Source organism: Desulfosediminicola ganghwensis, from assembly GCF_005116675.2.
GTDB classification, from domain to species: domain Bacteria; phylum Desulfobacterota; class Desulfobulbia; order Desulfobulbales; family Desulfocapsaceae; genus Desulfopila; species Desulfopila ganghwensis.
Genome location: NZ_CP050699.1, coordinates 4769648 through 4795450 on the forward strand (window position 1 = coordinate 4769648; position 25803 = coordinate 4795450).

Below are 25803 nucleotides of genomic sequence, written 5' to 3' on the forward strand. Positions count from 1 at the left end.
CTTTATTCCGACAGTTTTTGTTCTAGTGTTTCAAGTCGTACATCCTCCTGTCGCTGCAGTTTCAGTACACACTCTTCTGCTTCTGAAAAGGGCGTGCCTGCTGCGGGGTCCTGCGCTACCACCTGCCCTGTTCCATGGACACGGATGACACAATCTTTTCCCTGCAACAGGCGTAAGCTTTTTCTGAGACTGAACCCTGTCAGCTCAGGCATTACACTTTGCGCCCTCTGTTCAACCTCTTCCCCCCCGAGAATCGGTCGAACCACCTCTCTCTCCTTGCGCAGTTGGACAGGGTAGTTTCCACCGGCATCAACTCCTCGCTCCGCCATATCCGCTACCGACTTACCCACCTGCTGCAACACTGCGACGCGGGGCAATAATTCGCTTATGGCCTGCTCAAGATCAAGCTTTTCGGCTTCTCCCTGCGCTTCGACCACATTTTCACCGCCCTGCACCGTCACCAACACCACCAGGCTCGCCCTTTTTGCAGGAACTGCAGCAAGGTAGAGCTCATTGTCGAGATACTCAAACGTGCTATTCCTGTTGATGCTCACCCTTTTGACATCACTCAGCAGAGCACCACCAAGTTCATTGGTTTTACTCAATGCTGTAACAGCTCCTGCGATCTCATCAGAGACCTTTGGCTCAATGGTATTTCGTCCTTTCCCCGTGGACTCCTGTTGCTGATTCCTCAGCGACAGTTCCCTGCCGTCCTCAGCAGATACAATAGCTTCGACCAAATATGGCTGAACTGAAATTCCGCCGTTTAACAGAGTGCTCACACCACTCATCAGCTCAAGTGGTGATAGAAATTCAGGTACAGTTCCGAAGTTTCTTTCATCGGGGTTGGCGACCTTGAAAATACCACCACTTCTGTTCAGCCTTTCACTGCTATTACCAAAATCCTCTGGATAACCTGCGCTAAATCCCAGCTTTTCCCAAAGTCTCAACTCAGCACCAAGGCTGGTACTATCCTTACTTATGCTCCAGGGCTTTAAACGGCCATACGACTCAAAACTCGCCTGGATGGCAGCACTCTCTTTGAGCAGCGCTTTAAACGTATCCGGCACCACCATTGGCCTGGTGAGCATACTCTCCAGTTGATGCTGGGAGTAGACCCGGTGCTTATTGGGATTGAAAGATGGCTCCTGGACAGCAGCGACTATCGCTCCCGTCTCGGCATCCATCATGTATAACCCTATCTTTGCTTCCGGCCTCTCCCTGACTACCTGTACAGCAATGGTTTCGAATAACTCCTGAATCTTCAGATCGACGGTCAGCAGCAGGTGTTGCCCCACTCCTCCTCTGAATCCATCGTCATTATCACGGGCCAGCATCTTCTGCACCAGCCGGTCGTAATAGTATTCGACACCGGAAAACCCAATGTCATCCTCTACATAACCGACAAGATGCGCAGTCACATCTTTGAGAGGATAATACCTGGAATGCTCTACATGCAGATTTATTCCGGGCAACGCCAGCGCCTGAATTGCTTCTTCCTGCTGTTCACTGATGTCTCGCGCCAGCCAGGTACGCATGGTGTCGGTGCGCAGTTTTTCCCGCAACTCGTCACCATCCATCCCTAAAACAGGGGCCAGCTCCTCAACAGTTTTGTCAATGGACTCCAATTCACGCATACGGGCAAAGACAGATACCCTGGCCAATGAGACGGCAAGTTCCCTGTAGTTTCGATCGTAAATCGTCCCCCGGACACTCGTCTCAGCTACAGGTACACCAATCCCCCGTAGTTTCTTCATGAACAGAGAAACATCCATCGTTCGCAGACCGAATACTGAGCCGATCAGCGCCATCACTGCGAGAGTGACGACCAGTCTGCGCTTTTTCTTCTGCTTACGCCGCAGACCGGGATTTGCTGCCATGTTTACTGCAATGTCTCAAACCGACGCTTACTGCTGTTAAATACTAATATCTGATTTGCATCTGCTTTCTGCAAAGCGAGTTTTTCACCTGCCACACGCTCAATAGCGAGTGGAGTCATCATCGAAGCACGCATTGCCCGCAAGGTTATATTCTGGTCAATAAGTTCATGCCTGTGGTTTTCGAGTTCCGCTGTCGCGGTCGAAAGATGACCGCTATAGCCACCCATGGCAAGATTAACTGCGACGGTTGCCAGACAAATCACCAGGGCAAGACGACCTGTGCCTTGAGTCGGCTTCAACCAGCCGAGCAACTCTGTCGTTTTTTTGCCGGAAAGAGTCTGGTGAATACCGATGTTCGCCACCGGGCGCGTATATGGTTGTGCTGAGTTATGAATAATCATCTCTTATCTCCTGAGTAAGCGGTTCTCTCTACCTTTTTTGAGCCACACGCAATCTTGCGCTGCGCGATCTTGGATTAACGTCTATTTCCTTTGGTGTCGCACTTATGGGCTTGGAGGTAAGTATTTCCAGATCCTTATTCTGCCGAAACTTCCGTTTCACCATCCGGTCTTCCAGAGAGTGAAACGAAATCACACAAAAACGAGCACCCGGTTTGAGATATGCCGGAGCCTCATCGAGAATTCTCGCAAGATTTTCAAGCTCGGTATTCACAGCAATCCGTAAAGCCTGAAACACTTTGGTTGCCACATGGATCTTCTGCGGGTGAAACCGTTTGGGTATCGCTCTGGCCACCACTGAGGCCAATTCTTTTGAAGTGGTAATTTTTTCCTTACGGCGATGACTGACCACTTCTGCAGCTATTCTTCTGGCCTGGCGCTCTTCCCCGTAGTAGAAAAATATGTCTGCAAGCTCATCTGCGCTTGCCGTTGCCAGGATAGAAGCAGCCGTCACGTCACGCCTCTGATCCATTCGCATATCCAGCGGTTCATCACGCTGAAAACTGAATCCCCGCTCCCCCTTTTCGAGCTGGAGCGAAGAGAGACCGATATCTATCAAAAGCCCATCGAGTTCCTCAACTCCCGCTTCTTCAAGACCTGCTGCTATTTCGGCAAAATTCCTTCGTACTATGGTCAGCCTGTCTCCATATTCGGCGAGACGGACCCGACTTCGCTTGATTGCATTCTCATCCCACTCAAAACCGATTACCCTTCCCGTGGGAGAAGATGCGTCGAGAATCAACCGGGTATGCCCGCCAAGCCCCAGGGTACCGTCCATATAGGTCCCCTCAGGTCCTGGCTGCAGATAACCGAGCACCTCATTAGGCAGAACCGATACATGTATCTGTTCAATATCCTGTTTTGACTCGACCATCAGAAAATCCCCATTTCAGCAAATTGTTCATCAAACTCAGCAAAATTCTCACTTGTTGCCTGGTTTTCTTCCTCCCAGGTCTCTTTATCCCATATCTCAACGTGATTGAGCATTCCTACCAGAACGACCTCACGCTGCAGGCTCGCTTCGCCACGAAGATGCGGTGGCACCAGCACTCTTCCCTGTTTGTCCAATCCGCACTCTGCTACACTACCAACAACATATCTCATGATGCGGGCGAGGCCTTTTTGCTTTCGGCCTTCAGTCATAAGTGTATTTTCAAAGGCTTCCCATTCAGGAACTGGGAACGCACGCAGATGTGTCTTGCCCCAGGGTGCTATCATCAGCACGTCTGAGTCATACTGCTGGAGCACTTCACGAAAGCGGCTGGGGATGTTCAATCTTCCCTTGCCGTCCAGCGTGTGCTCCGATCTGCTGCGAAATCGATTCTTAATTTTTCTCTCCCAAAACCTCTTTGCTCCACTTTACACCCTTCGCACCCACTTTACACCACCTTGATTCATTTATAACAGCAAGGCAAACCATGTCAAGGAAAAATATCCGCAAGATCAGGCACCTAAGAAACCACACCTATACCATGATGTCACACAACATGTTGTGGGCCCATACTTCTCAGCCCATATATGGCGTATCAAGGCACGATTCCCATCAATTATAAATAGTTTACTTGCGCCTCAGAGGCCCTGCAATTACAACAACTTCGCTCTACAACACATGATCACGCCTTGTTACATGATATGGAGCAGGAATCAAATTGGTGGTACAAGGTGGGGTAACTACTTTCGGACTACTCTGAAGGTGGTACTTACGACCTGCCCTGCCTGTTTTTAAAGACTCTTTCCGACAACAGGCAATTACTTACGTCTGACTCCCTCATCCGGACAGATAACACTGACGATGCCGGCACCACTGTAAGGATTATTTTTTTGTTACTAAACAAAAAAAGCCGACCGGCATACCGGGCGGCTTAAAAAACTTTGCCAGGTTCTGTCAAAACTGATTCATTCCTCTTCCCGAAATATGGAGGAATAATCTGTTGCGCAACTGAAGCCCTGCTCGGCTGCTGGAAATGTACCGCTCTTCACCTCTGCGAGATACTCCTGCACCCCCTGCTTCATCAGCGGGGCAAGTTTTGCATACTGTTTGACAAACTTTGGGGTAAATTTTTCGAACATCCCCAACATGTCGTTTATAACCAGAACCTGGCCGTCACACCCTGCGCCGGCGCCGATACCGATAGTCGGGATTTTGAGATCTTTTGAAATCAGGGTGGCCAACTCCTCGGGAACGCACTCGAGGACAATAGCAAAGACACCTGCGTCCTGCAAAGCTCTGGCATCTGCAACCATCTTTTCAGCTGCAGGCAATTCCTTGCCCTGAACCTTGTAACCTCCAAGCTGTGAAGCGGTCTGTGGCGTGAGCCCCAGATGTCCCATCACCGAAATTCCGGAGCGGACCAGAGCCGATACAACTTCACAGACTTCCTGGCCTCCTTCGAGTTTCACTGCATCGCAGTCAGATTCCTTGATGAATTTCAGACCGTTATTAATAGCGTCTCGGCTGCCTGTCTGATACGATCCGAAAGGCATATCGCCCACCACAAAGATATCGGCCGCCCCCCTGCGAACAGCGGATGCATGATGCACCATCTGCTCCATGGTAACCGGTACAGTTGAATCATAACCAAGCACTACCATACCAAGTGAATCTCCAACCAGGAGCATGTCAGTACCGCATTCGCTGAGCAGGCTGGACATGGATGCATCATAAGCGGTGAGCATGGAGATTTTTATGCCCGCCTCTTTCATGCCTTGAAAGTCTTGTATATTTTTTCGCATACTCTTTTTAAAAAATTATGATTCTATTTAATCTCACCACCAAAAGGTGTTGATAGCACATAATCAGTATATCTCAATCTACTGACTCTCGCCAAAAAGAGGCTGCTGCATAGCCCCCGTACGTGGCTGAGCCCTTTCAAAATGTTCATAAGCCATGACCGTTGCCACCCTGCCGCGTGGAGTTCGCTTTAAAAATCCGGACTGGATCAGAAAAGGTTCGTAGACATCTTCCAGGGTGTTCTTTTCTTCACACACCACGGTTGCCAGGGTCTCAAGACCGATCGGCCCGCCTTGGAATTTATCGATGATGGTCAGCATAATACGACGATCCATCTCATCAAGCCCAAAGCGGTCAACCCCAAGCATATTCAGCGCAGCGTCAGCCACCTCACGGTCGACCACCTTGTGACCGCCAACCTCGGCAAAATCACGTACGCGCCTGAGCAGTCTATTGGCGATCCGGGGAGTCCCCCGCGATCTGCGGCCAAGCTCCAGCGCTCCGGATTCATTTATCACCATACCGAGAATCGTAGCTGAACGCTGAACTATAGCCACCAACTCTTCAGGAGTATAAAACTCCAGACGCAGGATAACACCGAAGCGATCCCGCAGAGGCGGCGTAAGCAGACCTGTCCGGGTGGTTGCCCCGATAAGGGTGAAGCGTGGCAGATCCATCTTCAAGGAGCGGGCACCTGGCCCCTGGCCGATAATCAGATCCAGCTGAAAATCTTCCATGGCTGGATACAGCACCTCTTCCACCACGTGGTTGAGACGGTGTATCTCATCGATAAAGAGCACATCGCCTTCCTGCAGACTGGTGAGAATGGCTGCCAGATCACCCTGCTTCTCGATTACCGGGCCTGAAGTAACTTTAATTCCGGACCCCATCTCATTGGCGATGATATACGAAAGAGTAGTTTTGCCAAGCCCCGGAAAACCGTGAAACAACACATGATCAAGCGGTTCCCGCCTGCCGAGAGCTGCCTTGATAAAAATATTGAGACTTTTCCTGGCCTGCTCCTGCCCGATATATTCCTGCAGTCTCTTAGGTCGCAGGGCGTTATCATTGCCGCCTTCACGAATGATCGGTTCAGGATCAACAAGTCTGCCATCTGCCTGAATGTCTTCTTCGAAGTTCATGCCAATGCCTTCAATCCTTCCCTTATCATCTCTTCAACCGATAAAGCGGCAAAATCCTCATCACCCAACCGCCGTTTCACCGAAGTGAGCGCATCCCGCGCCACCGGGTCATTATAGCCAAGATTACACAGCGCAGAGATGGCATCCATAACCACAGAACCACCGTTGATAACAGAAACCTGACCTTTTGCCGGCTGCGTCGCTGCCGAACTGAGATGGCCAAGTTTGTCTTTTAATTCGACGCAAAGACGTTCGGCGGTTTTCTTCCCCACACCCTGCAACGTGGTCAACCGCTTTATATCCTTTTCCATGATCGCCTGACAGAGATCGCCGACCTGCATGCCGGAGAGCATGGCAAGCGCCACCTTGGGGCCAATACCGGACACAGTTTTCAGAATCAGAAAAAGCTCTTTTTCATCTTCTTTCGGGAAACCGAACAGGATAAATGCATCCTCACGCACATGGGTGTGAATGTGCAGAAATACACTGCCGCCTTTCTCGGGCAAACGGGACACCCCATCGCTGGACAGAAAGACCTCGTAACCGATGCCGCCCACATCTATTACGGCCCGATCGGAATACAATGCCTGAACTGTTCCTGTAAGTGTTGCAATCATAGAGTTTTCTTTGGTGGAGCATCGGCTCCCGTTAAAAGCGAAACTGGTTGGAGTGACAGATAGCTACGGCGAGAGCATCGGCCGCGTCGGCGCTTGGTGAGGCAGAAAGCCCGAGCAGAACCCGAACCATATGCTGCACCTGACTCTTGTCTGCCTGGCCGTAACCAGCGACCGCCTGCTTAACTGCCCGGGCGCTGTAATCATTCGAATCCAGGCCGTTCTGCATTGCAGCGACCACCGCTGCCCCGCGGGCATGGCCAAGCTTTAAGGCGGAACTGGGGTTCGATGAGAGAAAAACATCTTCAACCGCAGCTACTACAGGGTTATGAAGCTGAATAACCTCATTTATCCCCTCAAAGATCTCATTAAGCCGATACGCCAGGGATCTCTTGGTGTTGGTACGAATTGTTCCGCAGGCCACAAACTGCAGTCTGCCCGGGGCGGCATCAACAACCCCGTAGCCTGTAATTCTGGAGCCGGGATCTATACCTAAAATACGTTCCATCTATTTATACCGACATGGGGCACAAAAGGCGCATTGCCTCCTGTGCCCCTGTCATAATCACTGTTCTGACCAAACATTCAGTATCAGGACAGTTTCTCCATAAGAGAGTCATCGATATCGAAGTTAGCGTGTACATTCTGTACATCGTCGTGATCTTCGAGGCTATCGAGAAGCTTCATGAGTGACTTGGCAATATTTTCTTCGGTAACGTCAATAGTGTTCTTCGGAACCATGGAAACCTCTGCACTGAGCATGGCAACGCCAGCCTCTTCCATCGCCTCGCGAACGGCATCGAAATCCTCAGGCGCGGTGAGAACCTGGAACTGCTCGTCCTCTTCCACCACATCTTCAGCACCGGCATCAAGCGCAATGTCCATGAGTTCATCTTCGCTCATGGTTGCCTTGTCCACCTGGATCAATCCTTTTTTATCAAACATCCACGCAACACAACCGGACTCGCCAAGATTACCATTGCTTTTGGAGAAGTAATGCCTGATATCAGCAACTGTACGGTTACGATTGTCAGTCATGCACTCAACCAGAACAGCAACGCCACCAGGTCCGTATCCTTCGTAGAGGATCTCATCGTACACTTCACCCTCGAGCTCTCCGGTGCCCTTTTTGATTGCGCGGGTGATATTGTCTTTGGGCATATTTTCAGCTTTTGCAGATGCCACTGCACTTCTCAGCCTCGGGTTGCCATCTATATCACCACCGCCCATACGCGCGGCAACAGTGATTTCCTTAATCAGACGGGTAAAGATCTTACCCCTCTTGGCATCAGCAGCACCCTTTTTATGCTTGATATTTGCCCATTTAGAATGTCCAGCCATAGCTCTTCCTGTGATATATATTCTTGATTTTAAAAAGATAACCGGACATTTTCCGGCCTATCAATTTGTCTTCGATTCACACTCAATTGAATTATTTTTCGCCCGGTTTCGGCTTCTTTTTCTTAAAGCCCATGCCAAGCACGAAAACTTCCCTGCTCTCTACCCGGGAACTTTGGGGTTTGAGCACCTTGACCATCTCAAACCGTTGTTTCAGCTCCTGGACAAAACCCGGGAAATCCTCGCCCTGAAAGACTTTGACGATATAATGCCCCTTTGGAAGCAAAAGCAAATCAGCAATCCGCAGGGTTTCCTGAACCAACGCCAGCGATTGTTGCGCGTCGGACCAGCGGTTCCCTGTTGTTTTTGGAGCGATATCAGAAATAAGCACCCTGAAAGTAGGTCGAATGCGACGAACGTTTTTTACAAAATCCTCGTCACGGATATCCTGACATAGCCAATGGATCTGTGCGCTATCCGGCCGAGGTGCCTCTTCGACCTGTTGCAGATCAACGCCAACCACAACTCCCTTGGGACCTACTATTTCAGCGGCATATATCGACCAGCTACCAGGATAGCAACCGATATCGAGCACACTGTCTCCCCGACGCAGAAAATTATACTTTTTCTGAGCCTCTTCAAGCTTATAAACGGAGCGGGCCGGATATTTTTCTTTTTTTGCCTTTTGGGCATAATAATCTTTAACTTTACGCACTTTTTAGTCCATTTGCTATGCTTTGACAAGGCGAAACGGGGCCTGTTTTCCTACCTGGAGAGGCGGTCAACCTGGCCCGGATTTCTCATTAGTTCAGGCGGTGTCCGATTCAAATCTATGGCTGTAAATACTAGCGAACTATTTTTGCAACCAGGACGCAGAAGAAAACGGCACCGCATGGGCTTGCCTCCAGTAATGCATTTTATCGATATCTCCGTACTTTTATCGATACTATCAATGCATTGAGAACATATAGTCTGCCATTGTTACGACAATATGCTCATGAGCGATTCGGGCTAATCCTCTTTTACCCCATGCTCTTCAATATACAGTCGGGCCCAACTCACTGCTTGTTCTTTTGATTCAATCACTCCCTCGACCTGCAACATCTCCAACTCACCAAGAATCTCTTTAAAAACAGGCCCGGGAGTAAGGCCGAATTCATCTATCAGTTCCTTGCCGCCCAGAAGCGGTGGACCGGTGAGCGCGGGCAGAATATGCTCTCTGTAAATTTGTGTCAACTCACTATAGAGCTCTACCAGCTCTTTTTCCATACTTTGAGGCTTTAACTCCCCCTGACTTGCCAGACTATCTGACATGGCCAACAGGAAAAGCCCGGGCAAATCATCACCGGCACGTTTACACAGCTTCAGTGCAGCCCGACGGGTGAGTTTCTCACCTCTTCGGACATTGCAGAGATGAAAAGGATGCATGTGCATCGCTACCAGATGACCGGTGCGCTCACGATCTTCATTACTCCACCTGAGCCTTCTGGCAATAACCTCAAACTGAGCCCGGCCTATTTCATCATGGCCATAAAAGGTCACCCGGGAACCATTGCGGGCCTCGCCCATAGCAGCCGGTTTACCAATATCATGCAGCAGCGCCGCCCATTTCAGACATCTGCGTGTATTGCCATCCTTAGTGTAGGCAATAACCTCATCCTTGCAATTTGGATATATTTTCCCAGGAACCGCCAGCAATTGCTCCATCTCGTGCAGCGTTTGGAAATTATGATGAAAAACATCCAGATGATGAAAATCGGGTTGCTCGACATCAATGCCTTCATACAACTCGGGCAGCAACTGACAGAGAATTTCCGACTCATCCATCTGCCACAGCACTTCAGCTGCATAATCTGTGGCCATAATTTTGTCCAGCTCATAGCGAATCCGCTCGGCCGCGATCCGACAGATTGCATCACTCTGTTCGCGAATTTCCTCGAGAGTATCCGGAGCGAGATCAAAACCCAGAGTGGCGACAAACCGGTAACCGCGCAGCATCCTGAGCGGATCTGCTTCGAAGGCGTTCGGACAGTGTCTCAGGCGACGGTTGAACAGATCCTCGACACCATTCAGGGGGTCTATAAGCAACGAGTCGGGCGTACGCGCACTTCTTCCCTTCACCGCATCAGCGAGGTTCACAGCGATAGCGTTGACGGTATAATCCCTTAACGCCAGATCCTCTTCTATGGTCGCGACGCCGCCCCGAAAAGATGACACATCGATGTCAAAGCCACGCCAGACAACCCGGGCAGCTTCTTCATCATCCGTACCCAGTTGCACATATGCACCCTCGCCCAGCAACCTGATCAGTTCCCGGCAGAGTAGCTCAGCTCCGTCAGGGACGGTTATATCAAAATCGTGACATTCAAGATCCAGCAACCAGTCACGAACCGGCCCCCCCACGATATACATAGGCGTGCCACTCTTATCATAAAGCGACATGAGAGCCGTGATCACCTCTTGGGGTACACGACGCACAAGCCCTTCAATATCAATAATTCTCTGTTGCAGCCTGCTTTCTTTTTTCATCTTCATCTACTATAGTGATGCTTTTCTCTGAACGACCGCTTAACGCTCCAGCATACCATATTCATCAGGTTATGAACAGTCCTGCCATGTTGAGATAGATGACCAAGGAGCGATTTTTTTCATCACTTCCTGTCGCACCCCCAAAAAGTGACGTGATGGGACATTATAAACAACAACCAAAAATCTATGAACACACTGCAATGGCTGAGTTCAGCCCTTATCTCTTTGAAGCTTAACGAAGCCCTGGCAATATCCCTGGCCACAGCAATCATGCTGGGCTGCGCATTGCTGGCTGCATTTGTCGCGACATGGTTGGTGAAAAAGACCATACTGGCAGCGGTTTCAAGGTGGATCAGCAATAAACGCTATCGCTGGTCTGACCCTCTGGCCAAGAATCGGCTGCTTGATAAATTCAGCTGGTTCGTACCTGTCGCCATTTTCTCGGTTGCAGTTGACGCTTTTCTCGATGCTTCAAGCCCCGCATATGCTCTGGCGCGACGTTTGATCATGAGCGGCTTCGTAATAATCGCGGTGATCTGCCTGATTTCAATTTTCTCCTGCATAAATGATATTCATCGCATCCTGAGAAAGCACAAAGGCAGTACCCTGGGCGGCTACACGGATGCGGGCAAGATAATCACAGTCATTGTGGGGGCCATTTTCATCGTCTCAATCTTCACCGGCAAGTCTCCCTGGGGCATCATCTCTGTTCTTGGTGGCCTCACCGCCGTGACTATGCTGGTCTTCAAAGACACCATACTCGGCTTTGTTGCCTCTGTACAACTTACCTCGACAGACATGGTGCGAATAGGTGACTGGGTTGAAATGCAGCAGTATGGTGCCGACGGAGATGTGATAGATATGGGCATCAACTGTATCCGCGTCCAGAACTGGGACAAGACCGTGACGACCATCCCCACCTATGCGCTCGTCTCATCTTCCTTTAAAAACTGGCGTGGCATGAGCGAATCGGGAGGCAGGAGGATCAAAAGAGCTCTCAACATTGATATCAGCTCCATTCACTTTATCGATGATGCTTCCCTGCAAAAATTACGTAAAGTTACACTTCTCTCAGACTATCTCACTGCTAAAGATACCGAAATCACAGAGTTCAACAACTGCTCTACCGATACCGAAGAGACGTCTCTCAACTCTCGCCGACAAACCAATATCGGAGTATTTCGCGCCTATGTCATTGCCTATCTGCGCAACAATCCCAATATTCATAAAGATATGACGTTTCTAGTCCGCCAGCTCGCGCCCACCGATACGGGTTTACCACTTGAAATCTATGTATTCTCAAAGGACCAGGCCTGGGCCAGTTATGAGGCAATTCAGGCTGACATTTTCGACCATCTCCTGGCAGCAGTACCCGAATTTGGCCTGCGCATTTTCCAGGCCCCCAGCGGCCATGACCTGCGCTCCATAAACAGTCGTTCCAACGAGCTTGTCAACTAGGGTTTTCCAGCTAATCCAAGCAACCAGTTTCTTATTGTTATTACTATGTCAAATGATGTACCCGGGGGCAACCTGCCCCAAACACCCTTTCTTTACCTGGCCCCGCTGAGGGGAATTACAGATGTGCTGTTCAGGAACGTCTTTTTTGATCACTTCAAGGGGATCGACTGCGCCATAGCACCTTTCATCAACCCTCAAAAAAACCCGAGCAATAAAAAGAAACTGCTTGCGGACCTCTTCCCCGAAGATAACACCCGCATTGAGGTTATACCGCAGTTACTCAACAACAATGCGGGCGAATTTATTGATCTCGTCCTGCGACTCGAGGATCTTGGATACACCAGGCTGAACTGGAACCTCGGTTGTCCCGCCCCGATGGTTGCCAACAAAGGGCGCGGTTCGGGCCTGCTCCCCTATCCTGAACAAATTCTTGAATTACTCGACGAGGTACTGCCCAGACTTGGCGCCACCCTCTCAATCAAAATGCGGCTGGGCTTCAAGGAAAAGGATGAAAGCATCACCCTGCTACCACGACTCAACGACTACCCGCTTGAAGAGATCATCATTCATCCGCGCCTGGGCAAGCAGATGTATAAAGGCAAAACCGACCCGGACGGCTTCGCCGACTGCCTTGCGCTCACCCGACACCCGGTTGCCTACAATGGCGATATCAACTCGCTGGATGATTACCTGTACTTAGCCAACAGGTTTCCGCAGATTTCCAAATGGATGATCGGTCGGGGGGTGCTGATGAATCCCCTGCTGGCCGAAGAACTGAAAGGGCTGCCACCCGCCGACCAGGAGAGAAAGAAAGAACGGATACGTGCTTTTCACGATGAACTTTGCGATGCGTACCGGCAGCAGCTCTCAGGCCCCGGCCATTTACTCGGTAAAATGAAGCAGCTTTGGCTCTATCTTTATCGCTCATTTCCCGGCAGGGAAAAAGCGCTTAAAAAAATCAAGAAAGCCCGCACCGAGGAGCAATTCCTGGATGCGGTGGAGATGATGTTCGAATAAGGACTTGGCAGGAGACTGCTTTGGGGACCACCCTCGCTCATGGCTGAAGACTCACCCGAACTTCCCATGCGAAATCCGGGTTGAAGCTACTTGCGTCCTTCACTGGCTGAATTCCACGCTGCAAGCGCCGTCTTCACCGACCGGCGCATCTCCCGCATAAAACCGGAGCCGGTCTTTTTGAGATAGAAATGCTGGCCCGGGTTGATCGCGTCCCCCAGGTAACGCCCGGAAGCGAACTCCCTGGCGATACGCTCATCAAACATCTTCTCGAAACCACGCTCATCAAGTCGCTGATAGGTATCGGTAAAGACAACTGATTCTTTTGGAAACCTTGGTGTGAGTGGCTTGCCCAGCAACGCATCTTTGGGATAACCCAAACAGAGCATGGTAATTGGGAAAACAAGGTCAGGCAGCTGAAACATCTTTCGATGGACCTCATAGTTTTCCATGATATCTCCTATATAGCAGGAACCAATCCCCAGAGATTCGGCTGCCACCACCGTGTTCTGTGCAGCTATCAATGCATCACAGCAGGCCAGCATAAGATCGGATTCTTCAGGTTGCTTAAAACTTCTTCCCTGCTCCCGGCAAAGCTGCGGCACACCACTTAATCGGTAATAGTCATACCAACGCTGCATATCGGCAAGAAAAAGTAAAACAAAGGGAGCCTTGGCGATAAATGGCTGGTTATCGCAGGTTTTGACCAATTGCTCTTTTTTATCGTGATCAGTGACCTCGATAATGGAGTAGAGCATCATGTTGCCTGCTGTCGGAGCCCGCATAGCACATTGAATAATCAGCTCCCTCTCCTCTTGAGGTATTAACCTGTCACTATACGCTCTCACTGAGCGGCGTTGCAAAATCGAATCGATTACGGGGTTCACATCCACCTCATTGCTGGTAATTCAACAAACTGTTTTTTGGGGGTTCCATATCATCTGGAAATATGCCATATATTGCACGACTATCGTCTAACCCTTCATCTCCCAGAGCATGCCCCATGTCCACCTTACTACAAAACTTTTCTATAGTTCTGCCGGTCTTTCTGGTAATTGTCGTCGGCTACTGCTTAAAGCACACCAGACTGATTGATGCCAGTTTTCTTTTTCAGTTGAATAGACTGGTCTTTTATGTGGCACTGCCCACCATGCTGTTTCACAAAATCGCCTCGAACGACTTTCAGGCCAGCTTCAACCCCCGGCTGCTGTTCGGCGTGCTGGCCATTATCGTGACTTCAGCAATCCTCAGTTATGGCTACGGGCTGTTCAGAAAATATCCGCCTCAAAAACTCGGGGCCTTTTGCCAGGGAATCTTTCGGGGCAATGTCGCTTATTTTGGTTTGGCTATCATTTTCAATGCCTGGGGAGAAACCGGCTTTGCCACCGCAGGCATCATTATCGGGTTTCTGGTTCCACCCATGAATTTTCTGGCAGTCATGGCCATGCTGCTGCCGATGAGATCTTCCGATCACACCATGGGTTCGGCTTTCTGGATGTACCAATTTGCGTTCAACCCGCTCATCATCTCATCTTTTCTCGGCATCGCCTGGAGCTATTTCGATTTGCCACTGCCTGCAGTTATCGACAGTTCCATGGACATTATAGCCGGTATGGCACTGCCTCTGGCCTTGATCGCCATTGGCGGTTCTTTCTCACCACAGCGGCTGAAGGGAGACATCGTAACGGCAAGCCTGGCCACCATCATGAAAATAATTGTCATGCCGCTGGTGGCGATCCCCCTGCTTCTCGCACTTGGAGTCACCGGCCAGGATCTCGGAGTAGGCATCATCCTGCTGGCCGCCCCCACCGCAACGGCCGCCTTTATCATGGCTCAACAGTTAAAGAGCGATGTGGAGTTAACCGGCACCATCATCATGCTCTCTTCGCTCTGCTCGGTGGCTACCTATACAGGACTGCTCTACCTGCTTTCAATACTAAATTTATAGAACCAGTCGAAAAGGCATAAAAAAACCGCTGACCAGGTCACACCTGATCAGCGGTTTACGGATATTGTAGATATTGAAATTCCCTTGCTGCTTACCTTAAAAAATACTGAACCCAGAGTGTACTAGAGCATCCAGGCACGGGAAATCTCATCGGCAATCGGCCCGATAGTTATCGTCTCCTTCTTTCCTGCCAGCCTGCAGGTAACATCCGCCTCAGGCGGTTTACCTTTGATCTTCTTACCATAGCGAACCACCAGGCTTGCGGCAAGTTCCAGATCCTTCTGGAGATCTTCCGGACCTGCGTAAAAAGTATCGGCACGGCGCAGAAGAGCTATCGGCCCGGGCTGCTGCTCCATCCCCAACACGGCATCTCCCTCTTCGGCAAGCGACGACAGTCTGGTGTTATCTTTTTCGTCGCGGCCCAGCATCAGCCAACCACCACCCGGCAACAGAAACTGTCTGCCAACCAGCAGCAGCAGGATGTCGGTAACCGTCATATCCGACGATTTTACGACAAAGCCGTCGTTATAGAAATTCTTGATCCGCCTGCTGAGAATAGGGTCAGCCAGGGTGCAGCCTCCAGCCGGCGAGGGGAAGTCGGTGATGCCATACTCTTTGGCCAGCGCTATCTGACTTGATCGACCTCTGCCACTGAAGTTCAGTAGTTTCTCGCGATCAACCCACCCCTCTTCCTCAGCGAGAGTAGGTGCCATCAGTTTGGCACAGAGCGGCCGCAACAAAATGGAGCGACTTTCGGAGTCACGGCTTATCACATTCAGGGTATCCCTTCTCTGAGACATAGGCCGTTGCCCCAGGACCTCGCCGGTGATAAGAAACGACGCTCCCAGTTCGGCCATCATCTGCTTGGCCCTTGAGACCATGAAAATCTTGCAGTCCACACACGGATTGAAGTTCTTGCCGAAACCGTAGGCCGGTTGGCGCAACATCTCGAGGTATTCCTCACTGATGTCGACAACCATGGCGTTTATTCCATATTTATCCCGGACTTGTTCCTTATACCCTTCTATATCATCAAGAATGTCATAATTGAAAAAAGGTGAAACAAATTTTACCGCAGTGACCTCAACCCCTTGCGCCATAACAACTCGAGTTGCCAGAATAGAGTCCAAGCCGCCCGAAAATAGAGACAGCGCTTTAACCTTCGTCATAATTACCTATATAAAATTGCACAAGCATACAGCTACCATTCGAACAGCCAGCCTGTATTGCGTGAGTATCTAGCCTTTGGCTGTTAGTAACGGTTTACTGCTGAACTTCCTGCTCTCTTTCAAGCATTTCCCGAGCCCAGGCCTGGGTCTGCTCAGTTGCCGAATCACCAGCCAGCATGCGTGCCAACTCTTTAACCCGGTGATCGTGAGGGAGCTGTATTACCGAGGATTGCGTTCTGCCTTCTTCAACTTCTTTTGAAACCTGAAAATGCAGATCTCCACGGGCAGCGATCTGGGGCAGATGGGTAATACAAAACACTTGATGATGACTGGATAGCTGCTTGATCTTCCTGGCCACAGCCTCGGCTGCTTCACCACCGATACCGGCATCGACCTCATCAAAAATTACAGTATCCACCATATCCTTTTTGGCAAGCAGACACTTTACCGCCAGCATCAGGCGTGACAACTCACCACCAGAGGCGACTTTAACCAGCTGGCGTGCCGGCTCACCGGGATTAGCGGAAAAGAAAAACTCGATTTTATCCCAGCCTGCTGCCCGTAAATTATCGGAAGTCTGTTCATGCCCCTGCCATCGAACCTCAAAGCCTGACTGGTTAAAGGCCAGCGACGAGAGCTCAACCCCCATTGCCTTCTCCATGGCCGCGGCAACCTTTCTGCGTCTTTTCGAGAGGTCTGCTGCAAGTTTGGTGGCACGCTTCTCAAGTTTTTGAACCTGTGCCTCAAGCTCCGCTATCTCACGATCCATATTTTCAATTCTGGATAGCTCGTGCTGCGCCTTCTCGCCATATTCGATAACTTCTTCCAGGGTAGTGCCGTACTTTCGCTTCAGGCCATGGAGAATATCCAGCCTCTCGCTCACCTGTTCCAGACGAATCGGATTACTCTCCAGACCGTCACGGTAATGGCGCAGCTCCGTAGCATAATCCTCGGCCTGGAAGGTCAATCCGCCGATCTCCTCCGCCATCTTCTCGGCCTGGGGATCAAGTGCAACCAATTGCTCAAGGTTACGCCGCAGCTTAGACATCGAATCCAGAATCTCGTTTGAAAAAAGATAGTGACTCTCTTTACTGATCTTGATCAGTTCATTGGCGCTCTTAAGCCTCTTCTTTTCTGCGGAAAGCTCTTCGTCTTCACCAGGGACAACGGCCGCCTGCTCGATCTCCTCCAGCTGAAATTTGAGAAAATCCCTGCGCTGCTCTTTATCCTGCTCCTGCTGGTGTAAAGCGACCAGCTCCGCCAGACGCGTCTGCCACTGATCATATACTTTAGCCAACCCCTGACGATCCTCAATCAATTCGCCATACGTATCCAGAAAATCAAGGTGGTTGGCTGTCTGCATCAATTTCTGGTGATCATGCTGGCTGGCCACGCTCAACATATCTGCAGTAATGGCTGAGACCAGCTTAACCGTTGCCAACGAACCATTCACATACAGTTTTGAGCGGCCACTCTGGTTGATCACCCGCTTGATCACTACGGTTGTATCCTCGCCGAAACCACTCTCATCAAGGCGCGAAAGCAGATCCCTGTGGCGTGGGTTCACTTCAAAGAGAGCCTCTATCACACAGCTGTCTGAACCGTTGCGAATCCAGTCAGCTGAAGCCCGTCCACCGGTCAGAAGGTGAATGGCTCTCAACATGATTGATTTACCCGCACCTGTCTCACCTGTCATAACGACCAGACCACCACCGTCATGCTCCTCAAAGTTCAACTCAAGGGAGCTGATCAACGCCAGATTTTGAACCCGTAATTCGCAAAGCATCTCAATTTCCTAAAAATATCTGTAATACTTAGTCTCCGGAATTCCCTTCCACACAGGTGTCTACTCCGGGCAATATCCAATATTTGCGAGCATGAATCTTGAACTACCCTACTTTTTTTCATCAGCATGCACGTAACCAACAATTCTTAACCCTAAATCATTACGAACATTGTTTTCATTCCACAATGATATTTGAGAGCCGGATTTCTCGTTCGGTGAACTGTACGTGTCATATTTCTACACTGTTAACAAAGAGTACAGACCATATAGGGTGATCTTTATTAACATTTTTCCTGTAACAGGTACGCCCAATTATGGTACTACACCCCGACTTTGCAGGCACCTGTAGTCTCAAGCCAAAACTCTCAAGACGAAGCAACCTGAACTGACAAGAAATTCAGGCGAAAGCCAGACAAAATCCGAACAGTTTCCTGCTGATCATACAGGACTCGCCCCGGAATTACCCACTGTTCATCCGCACAATCCGGGAAACCGATTGAAATTCACTAAATATCCGGCCTATCCGGCTTGACTCGCTTGGCAAAGGGCGGTAGGTTACAACCCTATAACAAGGGAGTGAAATCCTGGCAACCGGTTTTCAATATCATCAGAGTTCCCCAAGACCCATATCCCGTAACAACCCATCATGAAAAAGAAACCAACACTTAGCGCAAGCCTGGAAGATTATATTGAAGCCATTTACCACATCGTTGACGAGAAGCTGGTCGCACGCAGTAAAGAAATTGCAGCACGCCTGGGTGTAAGTCGCGCATCTGTCACTGAGGCGCTTCGGGCACTCTCCAAAAAAGGTCTCATCAACTACGCCCCGTATGAAGCGATCACCATGACCGAAAAAGGGCGTAAGGTTGCCGAAGACGTAATTTTCCGGCATGTAACCCTGAAGCGTTTTTTCACGGAAGTTCTTGCTCTCGACGAACAAATAGCAGAGGAGGGCGCCTGCAAGATAGAACATGCCGCACCGCCCGAAATCATTTCACGAATGATCAGTTTTATCGATTTTATCCAGCGTTGCCCACGTGGCGGAGATGACCTCCTCAGAGGGTTCAGTGATTTCTGTCAACAGGGTATGACCAGGGTTGACTGTGAGAAATGCGTTTCACATTGTCTGGATAAGACCGACCCCAAAATCTAAAATCGTCTCATTTGGTGATAAGACCAGCCACTTCCCCATCTTCTGGAAAACGTTTCAACGCTTTCTTTGAAAAGACCAGGGTTCCGTCGACTGAAACTTCAAAAACCCCACCACCGGAGGCAAGAAGTTCAACCTCCGCATCAAACTGTTTTGCCAATTCCGCCTTCAAACTTGAGGCACGTGGTTCGTAGTTTCACTTTGTGCAGTATTCAATCGTTATTTTCATAGCAATACCTTGTTGTGGACAACGTGTGACCATCTCTGTAAAATTTTAAAGTCTGCGGGATAATCAAAAAAACCAATCACTCTTTTACACTTGCAGCTGAGTTTTCCCGGCGCAAATAAAATAATCTTTGTAGGCGACAGGATAAAGCACTTTTTTACACGTGCATTTTCAGCCAGTAGCAGTACAATAATCGGTTTTTTTGGGGATGGGTATCCCCATAAACAAACTCTGTATAATCAAGGATCAGAAAATGCCGGGCCGAATGCTTCAGGACGAGCTTTTTTCCACCCTGGAAATATTGAACGATGAAGAGCTGAACAGGCTTTCACCGCTCGCAACACTTAGCTCATCCGCCTCACGCAGACAACAGGAAAGCAGAGAAGGATACCGCCAGCAATTTGCCCTTGATGCCGACCGTATTCTGCACTCCAGGGCATACACCCGATACATCGATAAGACCCAGGTATTCTGTCTTGTTAAAAATGATCACATCACCCACCGGGTACTGCATGTACAGCTTGTTTCACGTATCGCCCGCACCATAGGCCGGTTTCTCCACCTGAACGAAGACCTCATCGAAGCAATCGCTCTCGGCCACGACATCGGCCATCCGCCTTTTGGCCACGATGGAGAATCTTTTTTAGCCGAGCTTTGTGATGAACATGGTCTCCCGCTTTTCCAGCATAACCTGCAGTCCGTTCGATTTCTCGATAAGTTAGAACGTAAAGGACGCGGCTGGAATCTTTCGGTGCAAACGCTCGACGGCATACTCTGCCATGACGGTGAAGTCCACTCCAGAGCGCTTACACCCCAACCGGACATTGACTTTGCCGGGTTTGATGAAAAGTACCGCACCAAGGAAGCCGATCCCAGCCAGGGCTTAACACCTGCGACCCTCGAGGGCTGCGTAGTTCGCCTTGCGGATACCATCGCCTACATTGGTCGTGATATCGAAGACGCCATTACCCTGGGCCTTATTACCAGAGAAGAGATACCGATTGAGTGCCGTGAAATTCTTGGCGAGACCAACGGCACCATCGTCTATAACCTGGTAACAGACCTTATTGCGAACAGCACTGTCCCGGCCCCTGGAACAATCGACCACTCAAAAGCCTGCGCCATAGGTTTCAGCCACGATGTGTCTGAACGCCTTCACCAACTCAAAGCCTTTAACTACGAGCGAATCTATCTTGCGCCATCCACCAAGCAAGACTATTCTCGTATAAGGGAATGTTATCGGGCCCTCTTCGCCCACTACTGCAAACAGGCAGAAAACAGATCCGCCAGTACTCTTCAAGTTGACCTCATGAGCGATGCGGCACACTGCTACCAGCCTGGCCAGGCTGCAGCCATGGTGCGTGATTTCATAGCGGGAATGACGGATGATTATTTTTTACATCAAGCAGCTGAAATCGGCTGCAACATTCCGGTAAAACGATGATTTCACAACTCCGCAAACTGCTCCCCGGCGAAAATACCCGCATGCTGATTATCGCGACCTTCATTGGTCTGATGGCCGGTTTGCTGAACATTCTCTTTCGCACCGTGGTAGAACTGTTCGAAAGATTTTTCCTGCATGGTGGCAAGGAACTGCTCGGTATCGACCAGGGCGGCTGGAACCTGCTGTTACTGCCACTTATCCCCATGCTCGGCATGGTGTTGCTGATCCCCCTCTCGCTGCTCTTTCCCGGTGAGATCAATGGTTACGGGCTCCCCAAATTCCTGCGTAAGGTGAACCTTGAAGGCGGTTATATCAAAGCCCGTACCATATTTCTAAAGATCATTTCCACCGCGCTCACCATCGGTACCGGCAACTCTGCAGGCGTCGAAGGGCCTATCGCTCAGATCGGTGGAGCCATGGGTTCTCAGGTCGGCCAGTTTTTCGGGGTAAACAGTAACAGGATGAAGGTCTATATCGCTGCCGGCGCTGCAGGTGGCATTGCCGGGATGTTCAATGCCCCCATTGCAGGCGTATTTTTTGCCGCGGAAATCATCCTGCTTGGCACCTACGAGGTACGCTCATTCGCTGCCCTCATTACAGCTTCCGCCATTTCCACTGTTGTTACCCGTGCCTACTTTGGTGAGACCAGCGTATTTGTCATTCCAGATTACGATGTGGTCAACCATTTCGTCGAGATACCACTTTATTGTCTGCTGGCCGTCATTATCGGACTCGCTGCCGTACTTCATCTGAAGATCTTCTATTTCATCCGGGACAAATACCAGGTATTGCCTATTCCGGCCCAGATCAAACCAATTACCGGAGCTTTCCTGGTTGGTGTGATCGCCATCTTCTTCCCACAGGTAATGGCCGATGGGTACCAATTCATGGGGAATGTACTTTATGGTGAAGGAATCACCAAAGTGATGTTCGCGCTGATTTTCCTGAAAATGATAGCCACAGCACTTACTCTTGGCTCCGGCGGTGCCGGTGGCGTTTTTGCCCCTGCTCTGTTTATCGGCAGTATGATCGGTGGCACCTTTGGCGCCATCGTCAACAGAATGATTCCCGATATGACCGCCGACTCCGGTGCCTATGCCTCCGTCGGAATTGGTGCCTTCCTGGCAGCGTCCACCCATGCGCCGATGACCGCTATTTTTCTGCTCTTTGAGATGACCGGCAACTACCGCATTATCGTTCCCGCTATGCTGGTCTCCATCATCGGTACCATCGTGGCTAAGAAATTCTGTGAAGACTCCATAGATACCGTGGACTTCACCAGGGAAGGCATTAATCTGCATGAAGGCCGTGAGGTTTCGATAATGAAAACCCTCAAGGTTGGTTCGGCAATTACCGAAGATGTTGATTTCATCAGTGAGAAAGCCAACATTAACCAGATGCTGGAAATTTTCGCGCAGGCCAAGAGCGGTTTCTATTTCCCGGTGGTCAACGACCGTGGCCGCATGGTCGGTATTGTCTCCATGAGTGATATAAAAAATATCATCCACCGGGAAACCAGCGAACGAATCGCCCAGACAGTCGGTTCTATCTGCCAGCGCAGTGTAATCACCCTTACCCCTGACGATTCGCTGTACAAGGCAATGCAGCTCTTCGATATCAAGGGGATCGAAGAAATTCCTGTGGTCGAGTCGCTTGATGACCGATGGGTCGTTGGTATGCTCAAGCGCAGGAGCGTCATTTCCGCCTATAACCGACAGGTACTCAAGAAAGGTATCAGCGAAAAGGTCGGGTCCATCAGAGTGGCTAACCCTGAATGAAAATAGATGAAGCCTCAGGCATATTCCTCGGCCTGAGGCTACTTTTTCATCATCCCCAATTCCCCATTAAACGACCGGATCAATACGTAAACCTGTAGCGCACGCCTACACTCAAAAGGTGCTGCTCATTTTCTATTTCCAGATCCCCTGGGAAGAGTGAATTTTCCACTTCGATATCATCCGTTATCCTGTAGGTATATTCACCATAAATGTCCGTATACTCAGTAATGCTGTATGCGGCTCCTGCACGGAACTGAAACCCGAACTTGGTCTCGTCGTCATCAACGATTGTCACCCCGGAAGGCTTGAATTCCACCTCGGCCATCACAAAGCCGAGGCCCACTCCAAGATAGGGTTGAAACGCTCCCTCCTTATTAAAATCGAAGTAGCCATTTAAAAATACCCCAAGGGTGGAGAGATCCCCCCTGCCATCAGCCACCAACTGACTCACCGACACACCACTCTGACTGGTGGAGCCTGTTAACAGCGCAGCATCCTGGCTGCCAATATCAGTTCCTCCAAGCAGAACACCGCTATGTTGATCAACGTCGGCGCTGGTATAGTTCAACTCCACTGCGAGCCGCCAGCCATCGACAAACATCTTGCCAATCTCACCGGAAAGTCCCCATCCATCGTCAAATTCGGTCTCCCAGTCATATGGAGTACCGGCCGATACCTGGGTGCCGGCCGGTATTGAAGACGAGCCGTTGCCGGTAACGAATGAGCCGGTTGTACCACCATTATCACTATCAGCCTGAAACAGATAACTTGCAGCCCCACCAATGTACCAGCCATTATAGGCCGCCTGAGCTTTGGTGCAGAGAACAAGCAGACTTAAAATTGTAATGCCTATTCGCACACGCATGACGTTCTCCTCCCCTCCAACCGAAAAGTACAAGTTTACAGGAAGACTTTGCCGCCGCCTCCCCCTCCACCTACCAGTCAGGTATATCATTTCTCTATCGGGTATTGCAAACCTCGATGAATCTTCAGTAATCAGGGAAGATAGAGCCCCAGCAGCTACAAAAAAGCCCCATGGCGGAATAATAATTTAGATAATTCTACCCCTCCACCTGACGAAGCAGTTGACCCTTCCTGACTGTTGTGATATAAAACCCACCATATTACACAACTCACAACGGGCCCCGAGCCCGTCCTGTGCACCCGTAGCTCAGCTGGATAGAGCACCAGGCTTCGAACCTGGGTGTCAGGGGTTCGAATCCCTTCGGGTGTACCAGATATATCAAGGACTTAGCATCAACGTGCTAAGTCCTTTTTTGTTTTTACAGCTTTTTTAACAACCCAGTAACAACCTTTTCAAACTATTCCCCAATTGCCCTCAAGACTGATCATAGCGTCAGCATGAGCGGCATGTGTCTCACCCTCTCTACCTGATATTTGCAAAATCTTATATCTGCAAGATGAGACGAGTATGTATTTAGGACCGCAACAGGAGCCAAGTTAAAATACATCTCGAACACTTTTGACCGAGCGATCCAGAAGCTGTAGCTAAACGAGGGTATAGACAACTCCCCAATGAAGGTTATATTCCACACCCTCCGTCACACCTTCATAACAAAACTCGCGGATGCTGGAACCCCTCAACATATTGAAGAAACTCTCTGGGCATAAATCTGATGCAATGGTCGCAAGATACTCACATGCGAGCGACCAGCAGGCTAGAGAAAGCGTTAAAGTCATCTTGTAGGAATGAACTTGCTGGCTAATGTAGGTATTCATTTATCTACCCAGAACACAACGATACATTAGACTGGTGGCATGCTCATTTTGATATACCGACTAAAGAGGGAACCCATCTCGGTCTATGCACTACAGGGCTTATCAAGCGGCACCGACTCAATATGTGTTTGACATAATAGTACAATTATTAATTCAATCTTATATTACCCTTCTCTATTGCGACTCCCGTACTCATAAGAAAAACCATCATTTTCCTGTAGTCACAAAAATTTCTTATTTATTTCAAGGTATAATACTCACGCCTTGAACCATGCGACACCATTCGGTTAGAATTAATTAAAATACCGTTATACAGGCACAGTTCAGCCAAATAGGTTTTCACACATACATTGCCTATGTATCTTCACATTTAAAAATCTATGATACATGCAGCAGACGAATGAAATAACAAAAAAATATATTATTCTATTAACAATATTGGTACTGGTTGTATCTACAGCGAGTTGCCGCAAAGTATTCACTTCGACCCAAGCACAAACATTACACCACAATCACCCAAATGAGACAGGCACTCTGCTCATACGGACATACGTAAGTGGTGGTACGTATTGTTACTCTTACCGCCCTTTATGGTCCCCAAATGAAACCAACCTTTCAATACTACCTAAATCTACACATAATTTTTTTATTTACGAAGGATTACCAAAGGGTAAGTATATTTTTCATGGCATAGAAATCAATGCTGAAACGACTTTATCCAAGAGTGCACATTCAAAGTCTAGAACTATAAAACTCTCTTCCCCTTTTTCATTTACGATCAAACCTGGCAAAATCACGATATCTAAAATAGCACTTAAAATATACAATGTTGTAAATATCCCTTACCAAGTTGGTAACACCACAGAAAAAGGAACTCAACACATTAAACCTATATATATAAGTGACAAAAAATTTAAAAAAATTAGACAAGAGGCACGAACTATTCCGGGAAGCGAATATTATAGAATAAGAAAAAGAAAATAAATCAAATGGCGAAATAATACAACACCATACCCCACCACCAACCCCACCCCTCATCACCTCAAACCTAAAAGCCCTACATCCTACCCATTCTATAATCAATCACATTTAACTCACTCATATAGCAACGATAAAACGTAAAACCAAGATGGAAAAACTACTAAATTACAGCATATTATATGTGACGGGAAAAAGAACTAATTTAGTTGTTTGGCTGAATTAATCTCAATTCCCCCCTTAAGTAGCTACCACCCAGCAGTATTGACAAGCCACACTACCCCCTCATAAACTAACCCTTATAGTCATCATGAATACCTGACAAAGCCAAACCTGTCGCGAGATAGGGACGGAAAGTCATGGGCCTCAAGAGACAGCCGGGCTACCTGACAAAAAAGTCGCTCGGCCTTTTTAGGTATT

At 49.3% G+C, this 25803-nt stretch carries 23 protein-coding genes, 1 tRNA gene and 1 riboswitch; of the genes, 8 read left to right on the plus strand and 16 right to left on the minus strand.

The features are described 5' to 3' along the window. Window positions 1-2 precede the first annotated feature (2 nt). The 11 genes from FCL45_RS20485 to FCL45_RS20535 form a co-directional block, all read right to left on the minus strand. Window positions 3-1880: a hypothetical protein gene (locus tag FCL45_RS20485; RefSeq protein WP_136798728.1), complete on the minus strand. Its 1878-nt coding sequence runs from the start codon at window positions 1878-1880 to the stop codon at window positions 3-5. A gap of 2 nt (window positions 1881-1882) precedes the next feature. Beyond that, the gene (locus FCL45_RS20490; protein ID WP_136798727.1) at window positions 1883-2281 is read right to left on the minus strand and encodes a hypothetical protein; all 399 of its coding nucleotides are present in this window, start codon (window positions 2279-2281) and stop codon (window positions 1883-1885) included. Between the two features lie 28 nt (window positions 2282-2309). Next, complete coding sequence (gene rsmH, locus FCL45_RS20495; RefSeq protein WP_136798726.1) at window positions 2310-3212, minus strand: 16S rRNA (cytosine(1402)-N(4))-methyltransferase RsmH; 903 nt, start codon at window positions 3210-3212, stop codon at window positions 2310-2312. Further along, window positions 3212-3667 carry a division/cell wall cluster transcriptional repressor MraZ gene (mraZ, locus tag FCL45_RS20500; RefSeq protein WP_136798725.1) on the minus strand — a complete coding sequence of 152 codons (456 nt, stop codon included), beginning with the start codon at window positions 3665-3667 and terminating at the stop codon, window positions 3212-3214. Before mraZ ends, rsmH begins: the two co-directional genes overlap by 1 nt. Before the next feature lie 567 nt (window positions 3668-4234). After that, entirely contained in the window at window positions 4235-5071 is an 837-nt protein-coding gene (panB, locus tag FCL45_RS20505) for a 3-methyl-2-oxobutanoate hydroxymethyltransferase (RefSeq protein ID WP_136798724.1), read from the minus strand. A 78-nt stretch (window positions 5072-5149) separates the two neighbouring features. Beyond that, entirely contained in the window at window positions 5150-6211 is a 1062-nt protein-coding gene (gene ruvB / locus FCL45_RS20510) for a Holliday junction branch migration DNA helicase RuvB (protein WP_136798723.1), read from the minus strand. After that, a complete protein-coding gene (gene ruvA / locus FCL45_RS20515; protein ID WP_136798722.1) occupies window positions 6208-6828 on the minus strand; it encodes a Holliday junction branch migration protein RuvA in 621 nt (206 codons plus the stop codon). Before ruvA ends, ruvB begins: the two co-directional genes overlap by 4 nt. A gap of 31 nt (window positions 6829-6859) precedes the next feature. After that, window positions 6860-7333, minus strand: a complete 474-nt coding sequence (gene ruvC / locus FCL45_RS20520) for a crossover junction endodeoxyribonuclease RuvC (RefSeq protein ID WP_136798721.1) — start codon at window positions 7331-7333, stop codon at window positions 6860-6862. An 83-nt stretch (window positions 7334-7416) separates the two neighbouring features. After that, window positions 7417-8166, minus strand: coding sequence for a YebC/PmpR family DNA-binding transcriptional regulator (locus FCL45_RS20525; RefSeq protein ID WP_136798720.1), 750 nt, complete (start codon window positions 8164-8166; stop codon window positions 7417-7419). A gap of 91 nt (window positions 8167-8257) precedes the next feature. Further along, complete coding sequence (locus FCL45_RS20530) at window positions 8258-8878, minus strand: SAM-dependent methyltransferase (protein ID WP_136798719.1); 621 nt, start codon at window positions 8876-8878, stop codon at window positions 8258-8260. Window positions 8879-9174: 296 nt separating this feature from the next. Further along, entirely contained in the window at window positions 9175-10692 is a 1518-nt protein-coding gene (locus tag FCL45_RS20535; RefSeq protein ID WP_167495839.1) for a CCA tRNA nucleotidyltransferase, read from the minus strand. 186 nt (window positions 10693-10878) lie between these two features. Between FCL45_RS20535 and FCL45_RS20540 the strand changes: the two genes are divergently transcribed. Continuing rightward, window positions 10879-12150 (plus strand): mechanosensitive ion channel family protein, encoded by a 1272-nt coding sequence (locus FCL45_RS20540; RefSeq protein WP_228721383.1) that lies wholly within the window; start codon window positions 10879-10881, stop codon window positions 12148-12150. Between the two features lie 45 nt (window positions 12151-12195). Further along, entirely contained in the window at window positions 12196-13167 is a 972-nt protein-coding gene (locus FCL45_RS20545) for a tRNA dihydrouridine synthase (protein WP_136798717.1), read from the plus strand. Window positions 13168-13253: 86 nt separating this feature from the next. Here the strand turns inward: FCL45_RS20545 and FCL45_RS20550 are convergent, their stop codons facing one another. Beyond that, a complete protein-coding gene (locus tag FCL45_RS20550; protein WP_136798716.1) occupies window positions 13254-14051 on the minus strand; it encodes a nitroreductase family protein in 798 nt (265 codons plus the stop codon). Window positions 14052-14167: 116 nt separating this feature from the next. On the opposite strand from FCL45_RS20550, the gene FCL45_RS20555 reads away from it, so the two are divergent. Then, window positions 14168-15112: an AEC family transporter gene (locus FCL45_RS20555; RefSeq protein ID WP_136798715.1), complete on the plus strand. Its 945-nt coding sequence runs from the start codon at window positions 14168-14170 to the stop codon at window positions 15110-15112. Between the two features lie 122 nt (window positions 15113-15234). Here the strand turns inward: FCL45_RS20555 and FCL45_RS20560 are convergent, their stop codons facing one another. Both FCL45_RS20560 and recN read right to left on the minus strand, forming a co-directional pair. Continuing rightward, window positions 15235-16281 carry a thiamine biosynthesis protein gene (locus FCL45_RS20560; RefSeq protein WP_136798714.1) on the minus strand — a complete coding sequence of 349 codons (1047 nt, stop codon included), beginning with the start codon at window positions 16279-16281 and terminating at the stop codon, window positions 15235-15237. A 94-nt stretch (window positions 16282-16375) separates the two neighbouring features. Next, window positions 16376-18067, minus strand: a complete 1692-nt coding sequence (gene recN / locus FCL45_RS20565; protein ID WP_136798713.1) for a DNA repair protein RecN — start codon at window positions 18065-18067, stop codon at window positions 16376-16378. 646 nt (window positions 18068-18713) lie between these two features. On the opposite strand from recN, the gene FCL45_RS20570 reads away from it, so the two are divergent. Continuing rightward, window positions 18714-19220 (plus strand): metal-dependent transcriptional regulator, encoded by a 507-nt coding sequence (locus FCL45_RS20570; RefSeq protein WP_136798712.1) that lies wholly within the window; start codon window positions 18714-18716, stop codon window positions 19218-19220. A 7-nt stretch (window positions 19221-19227) separates the two neighbouring features. On the opposite strand, the gene FCL45_RS20575 is transcribed toward FCL45_RS20570, so the two are convergent. Next, complete coding sequence (locus FCL45_RS20575) at window positions 19228-19446, minus strand: SelT/SelW/SelH family (seleno)protein (protein ID WP_275942941.1); 219 nt, start codon at window positions 19444-19446, stop codon at window positions 19228-19230. 250 nt (window positions 19447-19696) lie between these two features. On the opposite strand from FCL45_RS20575, the gene FCL45_RS20580 reads away from it, so the two are divergent. Further along, window positions 19697-20887: a deoxyguanosinetriphosphate triphosphohydrolase family protein gene (locus tag FCL45_RS20580; protein ID WP_228721384.1), complete on the plus strand. Its 1191-nt coding sequence runs from the start codon at window positions 19697-19699 to the stop codon at window positions 20885-20887. Continuing rightward, window positions 20884-22665, plus strand: a complete 1782-nt coding sequence (locus FCL45_RS20585) for a chloride channel protein (protein ID WP_136798710.1) — start codon at window positions 20884-20886, stop codon at window positions 22663-22665. The genes FCL45_RS20580 and FCL45_RS20585 overlap by 4 nt, the downstream gene beginning before the upstream one ends. A 79-nt stretch (window positions 22666-22744) precedes the next feature. Here the strand turns inward: FCL45_RS20585 and FCL45_RS20590 are convergent, their stop codons facing one another. Next, window positions 22745-23530 carry an outer membrane protein gene (locus tag FCL45_RS20590; protein ID WP_167495837.1) on the minus strand — a complete coding sequence of 262 codons (786 nt, stop codon included), beginning with the start codon at window positions 23528-23530 and terminating at the stop codon, window positions 22745-22747. Between the two features lie 295 nt (window positions 23531-23825). On the opposite strand from FCL45_RS20590, the gene FCL45_RS20595 reads away from it, so the two are divergent. Continuing rightward, window positions 23826-23902: transfer RNA gene (locus FCL45_RS20595), tRNA-Arg, on the plus strand. An 890-nt stretch (window positions 23903-24792) separates the two neighbouring features. Continuing rightward, window positions 24793-25389 (plus strand): hypothetical protein, encoded by a 597-nt coding sequence (locus FCL45_RS20600; RefSeq protein ID WP_136798708.1) that lies wholly within the window; start codon window positions 24793-24795, stop codon window positions 25387-25389. Between the two features lie 310 nt (window positions 25390-25699). After that, window positions 25700-25773: riboswitch (cyclic di-GMP riboswitch) on the plus strand. Window positions 25774-25803: the final 30 nt, after the last annotated feature.